This is a genomic window from Bradyrhizobium sp. AC87j1, from assembly GCF_002936975.1.
Taxonomy (GTDB): domain Bacteria; phylum Pseudomonadota; class Alphaproteobacteria; order Rhizobiales; family Xanthobacteraceae; genus Bradyrhizobium; species Bradyrhizobium shewense.
On record NZ_PTFE01000064.1, the window covers coordinates 42086 to 48329 of the forward strand.

Annotated in this window: 8 protein-coding genes; all 8 read left to right on the forward strand. The window is 64.8% G+C overall.

Annotated elements, in window-relative coordinates:
• Nucleotides 1-115 precede the first annotated feature (115 nt).
• Nucleotides 116-886 (forward strand): esterase/lipase family protein, encoded by a 771-nt coding sequence (locus CV770_RS27555; RefSeq protein ID WP_165637126.1) that lies wholly within the window; start codon nucleotides 116-118, stop codon nucleotides 884-886.
• Nucleotides 887-1083: 197 nt separating this feature from the next.
• Entirely contained in the window at nucleotides 1084-1950 is an 867-nt protein-coding gene (gene paaX / locus CV770_RS27560) for a phenylacetic acid degradation operon negative regulatory protein PaaX (protein ID WP_104464608.1), read from the forward strand.
• A gap of 76 nt (nucleotides 1951-2026) precedes the next feature.
• On the forward strand, nucleotides 2027-3019 hold the full coding sequence (paaA, locus tag CV770_RS27565; RefSeq protein ID WP_201760068.1) for a 1,2-phenylacetyl-CoA epoxidase subunit PaaA: 993 nt from the start codon (nucleotides 2027-2029) through the stop codon (nucleotides 3017-3019).
• 10 nt (nucleotides 3020-3029) lie between these two features.
• Complete coding sequence (paaB, locus tag CV770_RS27570) at nucleotides 3030-3317, forward strand: 1,2-phenylacetyl-CoA epoxidase subunit PaaB (protein ID WP_091953618.1); 288 nt, start codon at nucleotides 3030-3032, stop codon at nucleotides 3315-3317.
• Nucleotides 3317-4093 (forward strand): 1,2-phenylacetyl-CoA epoxidase subunit PaaC, encoded by a 777-nt coding sequence (paaC, locus tag CV770_RS27575; RefSeq protein WP_201760069.1) that lies wholly within the window; start codon nucleotides 3317-3319, stop codon nucleotides 4091-4093. The genes paaB and paaC overlap by 1 nt, the downstream gene beginning before the upstream one ends.
• Nucleotides 4087-4590, forward strand: coding sequence for a 1,2-phenylacetyl-CoA epoxidase subunit PaaD (gene paaD, locus CV770_RS27580; protein ID WP_104464606.1), 504 nt, complete (start codon nucleotides 4087-4089; stop codon nucleotides 4588-4590). The genes paaC and paaD overlap by 7 nt, the downstream gene beginning before the upstream one ends.
• Nucleotides 4591-4592: 2 nt before the next feature.
• The gene (paaE, locus tag CV770_RS27585; protein ID WP_091953609.1) at nucleotides 4593-5675 is read left to right on the forward strand and encodes a 1,2-phenylacetyl-CoA epoxidase subunit PaaE; all 1083 of its coding nucleotides are present in this window, start codon (nucleotides 4593-4595) and stop codon (nucleotides 5673-5675) included.
• A 101-nt stretch (nucleotides 5676-5776) separates the two neighbouring features.
• Nucleotides 5777-6226, forward strand: a complete 450-nt coding sequence (paaI, locus tag CV770_RS27590; RefSeq protein ID WP_104464607.1) for a hydroxyphenylacetyl-CoA thioesterase PaaI — start codon at nucleotides 5777-5779, stop codon at nucleotides 6224-6226.
• Nucleotides 6227-6244 lie beyond the last annotated feature (18 nt).

Here is a 6244-nt window from a genome sequence, read left to right on the forward strand (position 1 = left end):
GAACCGGCCGCCTAGCTGATTCATGCTGCGCTGCGGAACGATCAAGAAGCCGGCGTATTGGAATTCATGCCCATTTGCCGGCATCGCGCCCGGCGTCTTCTCAGGGGAAACATTGATGACCGCTACTGCCCAGACGCTGCGTCCGCCGTCGAGAACACTGATGTTTCTGGAAGGGCGCGCGATCCACGAGTTCGGCGCATTCCTCGGCGCGCTGCCGCTGCTGAGCCTTGCGCCGCGCGGCGATGGGCATCCGGTGCTGGTGCTGCCGGGCCTCGTGGCCTCGGATGCATCCACGCGTGCGTTGCGGACGTTTCTGACCAGCAAGGGCTATGCGGTAAGCGGCTGGCGCCAGGGCCGCAACTATGGCCTGCGCGAGGGCGTGCAGCATGCGATGGTTGATCTGGTCGAGGAGCTCAGCGACACCCATGGCCGCAAGATCAGCCTGGTCGGCTGGAGCCTTGGCGGCCTCTATGCGCGCCAGCTCGCCAAGATGATGCCCGAGCGCGTGCGGCAGGTGATCACGCTCGGCAGTCCTTTTGCCGGCAATCCCCGCTCGACCAATGCCTGGCGCGTCTATGAATGGGCGAGCGGGCGGAAGTCCGACGAGGTCGATCCGCGGTTCGGCGGCGAGCTCGCTGTCCCGCCGCCAGTGCCGACCACCGCCATCTTCAGCCGCACCGACGGCGTCTGCGCCTGGCAGGGCTGCATGGAGAAGTCGGGCGCACAGACCGAGAGCATCGAGGTCGAGAGCAGCCATTGCGGCATGGGCCATCATCCGGCCGTGGTCTACGCGGTCGCCGACCGGCTCGCACAGAAGGAAGGCCAGTGGCGGCCGTTCGACCGTAGCGGTTGGCGCAGCTTGGCCTATCCCGATCCGCATAGATAGCCGGGCCTGCATGGTTCGAGACGCGCGGCTCTGCCGCGCTCCTCACCATGAGGGTTGAGAGTAATTGACGCCGCGCGAAAGCGGTCAGACCTCATCCTGAGGAGGCGCGAAGCGCCGTCTCGAAGGATCGAGCCCGGCTCTCGCATTGTCGCACCCGTCCATTGTCGCGCCCGCATCAAACGCGCTATGCCTCGCGCATGGCGCATCCGTTGTCCCGCATCATCGACCAGCTCAAGCGTGAACCGTCACGCACCGGCTCCATCGTCATCACCGTGTTCGGCGATGCCATCGTGCCGCGCGGCGGTGTGGTGTGGCTCGGCACGCTGCTGGAGTTCTTTCAAGGGCTCGACATCGACAGCGGGGTTGTGCGCACGGCGATGTCGCGGCTCGCCGCCGACGGGTGGCTAACGCGCGAGAAGGTCGGCCGCAACAGCTTCTATCGGCTGGCCGAGAAGGGGCGCCAGACGTTCGAGGCCGCGACGCGCCACATCTACGATCCGCCGCCATCCGACTGGACCGGACGCTTCGAGCTGCTCCTGATCGGCAATGGCGGAGATCGCGACGTCTCGCGCGAAGCGCTCCGTAACGCCGGCTTCGGCAGTCCGCTGCCGGGGGTCTGGGTCGCGCCGTCGGGCCTGCCGGTGCCGGATGAAGCCTCGGGCGCGATCCGTCTCGAAGTCTCGGCGGAGGATGACAGCGGTCGTCGTCTGCTCAGCGCAAGCTGGCCGCTGGATCGCACCGCAGATGCCTATCTGAAATTCATGAAGACGTTCGAGCCGCTGCGCGCCGCGATCGGCCGCGGCGCCGATCTGTCCGAGGCCGATGCGTTTACCGCGCGCATCCTCCTGATCCACTACTATCGCCGCGTCGTGCTGCGCGATCCGCTATTGCCCGAAAGCCTGCTGCCGACGAACTGGCCGGGCAGGGCCGCACGGGACCTGTGCGGCGAAATTTATCGCGCGCTGCTCGCCCCCTCCGAACAATGGCTTGATGGACATGGAACCAACGAGAAGGGGCCACTGCCGCCGGCGCGAAAGCTGCTGGAAAGGAGGTTCGGGGCCTGAGTTTTATGTTACAGAAATATCTTGCATGGTGTGATTTTTGTTATATATTGCCTCCCAATAAATCGGGAGGATGCGCATGTATACCCAGGCGCTGAATACGGCCGAGACCGACGACCGCGGTCTTGAGGACGCAGGCCGAGCTGCGCAGTTCCAGGCCCGCATCGATGCGGAGGAGCGCATCGAGCCGAACGACTGGATGCCGGCGGCCTATCGCAAGACGCTGACGCGCCAGATTTCCCAGCACGCCCATTCCGAAATCGTCGGCATGCTGCCTGAGGGCAACTGGATCACCCGCGCGCCGACCCTGCGCCGCAAGGCCGCGCTGCTCGCCAAGGTGCAGGACGAGTGCGGCCATGGGCTCTATCTCTATGCCGCGGCCGAGACGCTCGGCACCTCGCGGGAAGAGCTGGTCGATGCCATGCTCGCGGGCAAAGCCAAGTACTCCTCGATTTTCAACTATCCGACGCTGACCTGGGCCGATATCGGCACCATCGGGTGGCTGGTCGACGGCGCCGCGATCATGAACCAAATCCCGCTGTGCCGCTGCTCCTACGGCCCCTATGCGCGCGCAATGATCCGGGTCTGCAAGGAGGAGTCGTTCCATCAGCGCCAGGGCTACGAGATCATGCTGACGCTGTGCCGCGGCTCCGAGGAGCAGAAGGCGATGGCGCAGGATGCGCTGAATCGCTGGTGGTGGCCGGTGCTGATGATGTTCGGCCCGCCAGATAGCACGAGCCAGCATAGCGACACCTCGACCAAGTGGAAGATCAAGCGGTTCTCCAACGACGAGCTGCGCCAGAAGTTCGTCGATGCCACGGTGCCGCAGGCGCAATATCTCGGCCTCACCATCCCCGATCCCGGCATGACGCAGGATGCCGACGGGCACTGGCGTTACAGCGAGATCGACTGGACCGAGTTCAAGCAGGTGCTCGCCGGCAACGGCCCGTGCAATCGCGACCGCATAGCCGCGCGTCGCAAGGCGCATGCGGAGGGGGCCTGGGTACGCGAAGCCGCAGCTAGCTATGCCGCCAAACGTGCGCATCGCCAGACTGCGCAAGCCGCCGAGTAGGGAGATCAATATGGCCACGCCGAACACGCCGCTGTGGGAAGTCTTCATTCGCAGCCGCAACGGGCTCGCGCACAAGCATGTGGGATCGCTGCATGCGAGCGATGCCACCATGGCGCTGCAAGCCGCCCGCGACATCTACACCCGCCGCGGCGAGGGCCTGTCGATCTGGGTCGTGCCGTCGACCGCGATCACCGCGAGCGATCCCACCGAAAAAGGCATGATGTTCGAGCCGGCGGAATCGAAGATCTACCGGCATCCGACCTTTTACGAGGTGCCCGAGGAAGTGGGACACATGTGATGGCGACCGCCAACATCGAGGTCTCCGAAACGCCGCTGGTGCTCTACGCGTTACGCCGTGCCGACGATGCGCTGATCCTCGGCCACAGGCTGTCGGAATGGTGCGGGCACGCACCGATGCTGGAAGAGGACATGGCGCTCTCCAACATCGCGCTCGACCTCATCGGTCAGGCGCGCGAGCTTTACAGCTATGCCGCCAAGGCCGAAGGCAAGAACAACGACGAGGACAAGCTCGCTTATCTGCGTGACGTCAGGCAGTACCGCAACCTGCTGCTGGTGGAGCAGCCCAACGGCGATTTTGCCCAGACTTTGGTGCGGCAGTTCTTCTATTCCGCGTTCGCCGACCTCTACTGGCGCGCGATGATGAATTCGCGCGACACGACGCTGGCAGCGATTGCCGCCAAGTCGGAGAAAGAGAGCGCCTATCATCTGCGCCACGCCTCGGAGTGGCTCATCCGGCTCGGCGACGGCACCGATGAGAGCCACGCCCGCGCGCAAGCCGCGATCGATCATCTCTGGGCCTTTACCGGCGAGATGTTTTCCGTCGACGACGGCGAGCGCGCGCTGATCCATGCCGGTATCGCGATCGATCCCGGCACCTTGCGTGGTCGCTGGTTGCAGACGCTTTCCGATGTCGTCAGCGAAGCCACGCTGGTCTTGCCGCAGAATGACTGGATGCAGCAAGGCGGCCGCGTGGGCCGGCACAGCGAACATCTCGGCCATCTCCTGTCCGAGCTGCAATCGATGCAGCGCACCTTTCCGGGGCTGACATGGTGAGCCTGCTCGACCGTGACAGCGAGCTGCGCCGGCGCGCCTGGGACGCCGCGGCGAGCGTGGTCGATCCCGAAATTCCGGTGCTGACCATCGCCGACCTCGGCGTGCTGCGCGAGGTTGCGCTCGACGGCGATCACGTCGAGGTCGCGATCACCCCGACCTATTCCGGCTGTCCGGCGATGAACATGATCGCGCTGGAAATCGAGGTCGCGCTGGAGCGCGCCGGTTTTCGCCGGTCAAAAGTCCGCACCGTGCTGTCGCCGGCCTGGACCACCGACTGGATGAGCGAGGAGGGCCGCCAAAAGCTGCGCGCCTACGGCATCGCGCCGCCGCAAGCTTCAAGCTCGCGCCGGGCGCTGTTTGGTGAGCAGGCAGTGGCCTGCCCGCAATGCGGCTCGGAAAATACCGAGCTGCTGTCTGAATTCGGCTCGACCTCCTGCAAGGCGCTGTGGCGCTGCAAGTCTTGCCGCGAACCCTTCGATTATTTCAAGTGTCATTGACCATGTCAGCCGCCGCGCCTCGCTTCCATCGCCTCGCCGTCAACGACCTCCGCCGCGAGGCGTCGGACGCCATCTCGATGACCTTCACCATTCCCGCCGAACTCGCTCGCGACTACGCCTTCACGCCCGGCCAGTACCTCACGCTCCGCACCACGCTGGAGGGAGAGGAGGTGCGCCGCTCCTATTCGATCTGCTCCGGCCCTGATGACGGCGAGATTCGTATCGCCGTGAAGAAGATCGACGGCGGCGCGTTTTCGAACTGGGCGGCGGACGAGCTGAAATGCGGCGACCAGCTCGACGTGATGACGCCGACCGGGCGCTTCGGTGCAGTCCCGCCGGCGGATAGCGCACGCATTCATGTCGGCTTCGCTGCGGGCTCCGGCATCACGCCGATCCTGTCGATCGTGAGGGGCGTGCTCGCGCGCGAGCCGGACAGCCGCTTCTTCCTGTTCTACGGAAACCGCACGACCGACAACATCATGTTTCTCGAGGCGCTCGAGGAGCTCAAGGACCGCTTCATCGACCGCCTCTCCATCTTCCACGTTATCTCCGGCGAAGAGCAGGACATCCCGATCCTGCATGGCCGGCTCGACGGCGACAAGGTGAGGGTGCTGCTGCGCTCGCTGGTGCCGGCGGCTAGCGTCGATCATCTCTACATCTGTGGCCCTCTTGGCATGAGCGAGGACATCGAGACCACCTGCCGCGAGCTCGGCATCGCGGAAGAGCGCATCCACGTCGAGCGCTTCGTCTCCGAGTTCGGCGGCAAGCCGCGGCCGAAGAAGGTGGTGGCTCCCGACGCGCCGCCGAAGGCGATCGCCTCGCTGATCATCGATGGCAAGCGTCGCGACGTGCCGGTTGCCGAGGACGAGGCGATCCTCGATGCCGCGTTGCGCGCCGGCGTCGATCTGCCCTTCGCCTGCAAGGGCGGCATGTGCTCGACCTGCCGCGCCAAGCTGGTCGAAGGTGAGGCGCCGATGGACATCAACTATTCGCTGGAGCCCTGGGAGCTGAAGGCGGGCTTCGTTCTGACCTGCCAGGCGAAACCGTCGTCGGAGCGCGTCGTGGTCGATTATGACCATGTCTGAGCAGGTGCTTCAGACGCTGACGATGCAAATGCGTCGCATTATTTGACAGTTTTGGCCAACCAGCAGAACATCATGGACAACCATCTGGCCGGGAGAAGCGCGTGAACGTCAAAGCTGCCCTGTCGCCCGAGAATATCTCCCGCGCCTGCGCCGAGGCGATGTGGGCGGAGGACGATGCCTCCAAAGGGCTCGGCATGGAGATCGTCGAGATCGGCCCCGGCTTCGCGACGCTCGCGATGACGGTGCGGCCGGACATGGTCAACGGCCAACGCATTGCCCATGGGGGGTTCATCTTCACGCTCGCCGATTCCGCCTTCGCCTTTGCTTGCAACTCGCACAACGAACGCGTGATCGCGGCGCAGGGGCAGATCACCTTCATCAAGCCGGGAAGGCTCGGCGACCGCCTTGTTGCGAAGGCGCGCGAGATCACGCGCGGCGGCCGCTCCGGTATCTATGACGTGCGAGTTACCGCAGGCGATACCGTTATCGCCGAATTCCGCGGACATTCGCGTGTCATTCCCGGCACGTGGCTGCCGACGCAGGACCAATAATCAATCAAGAAAAAAAAC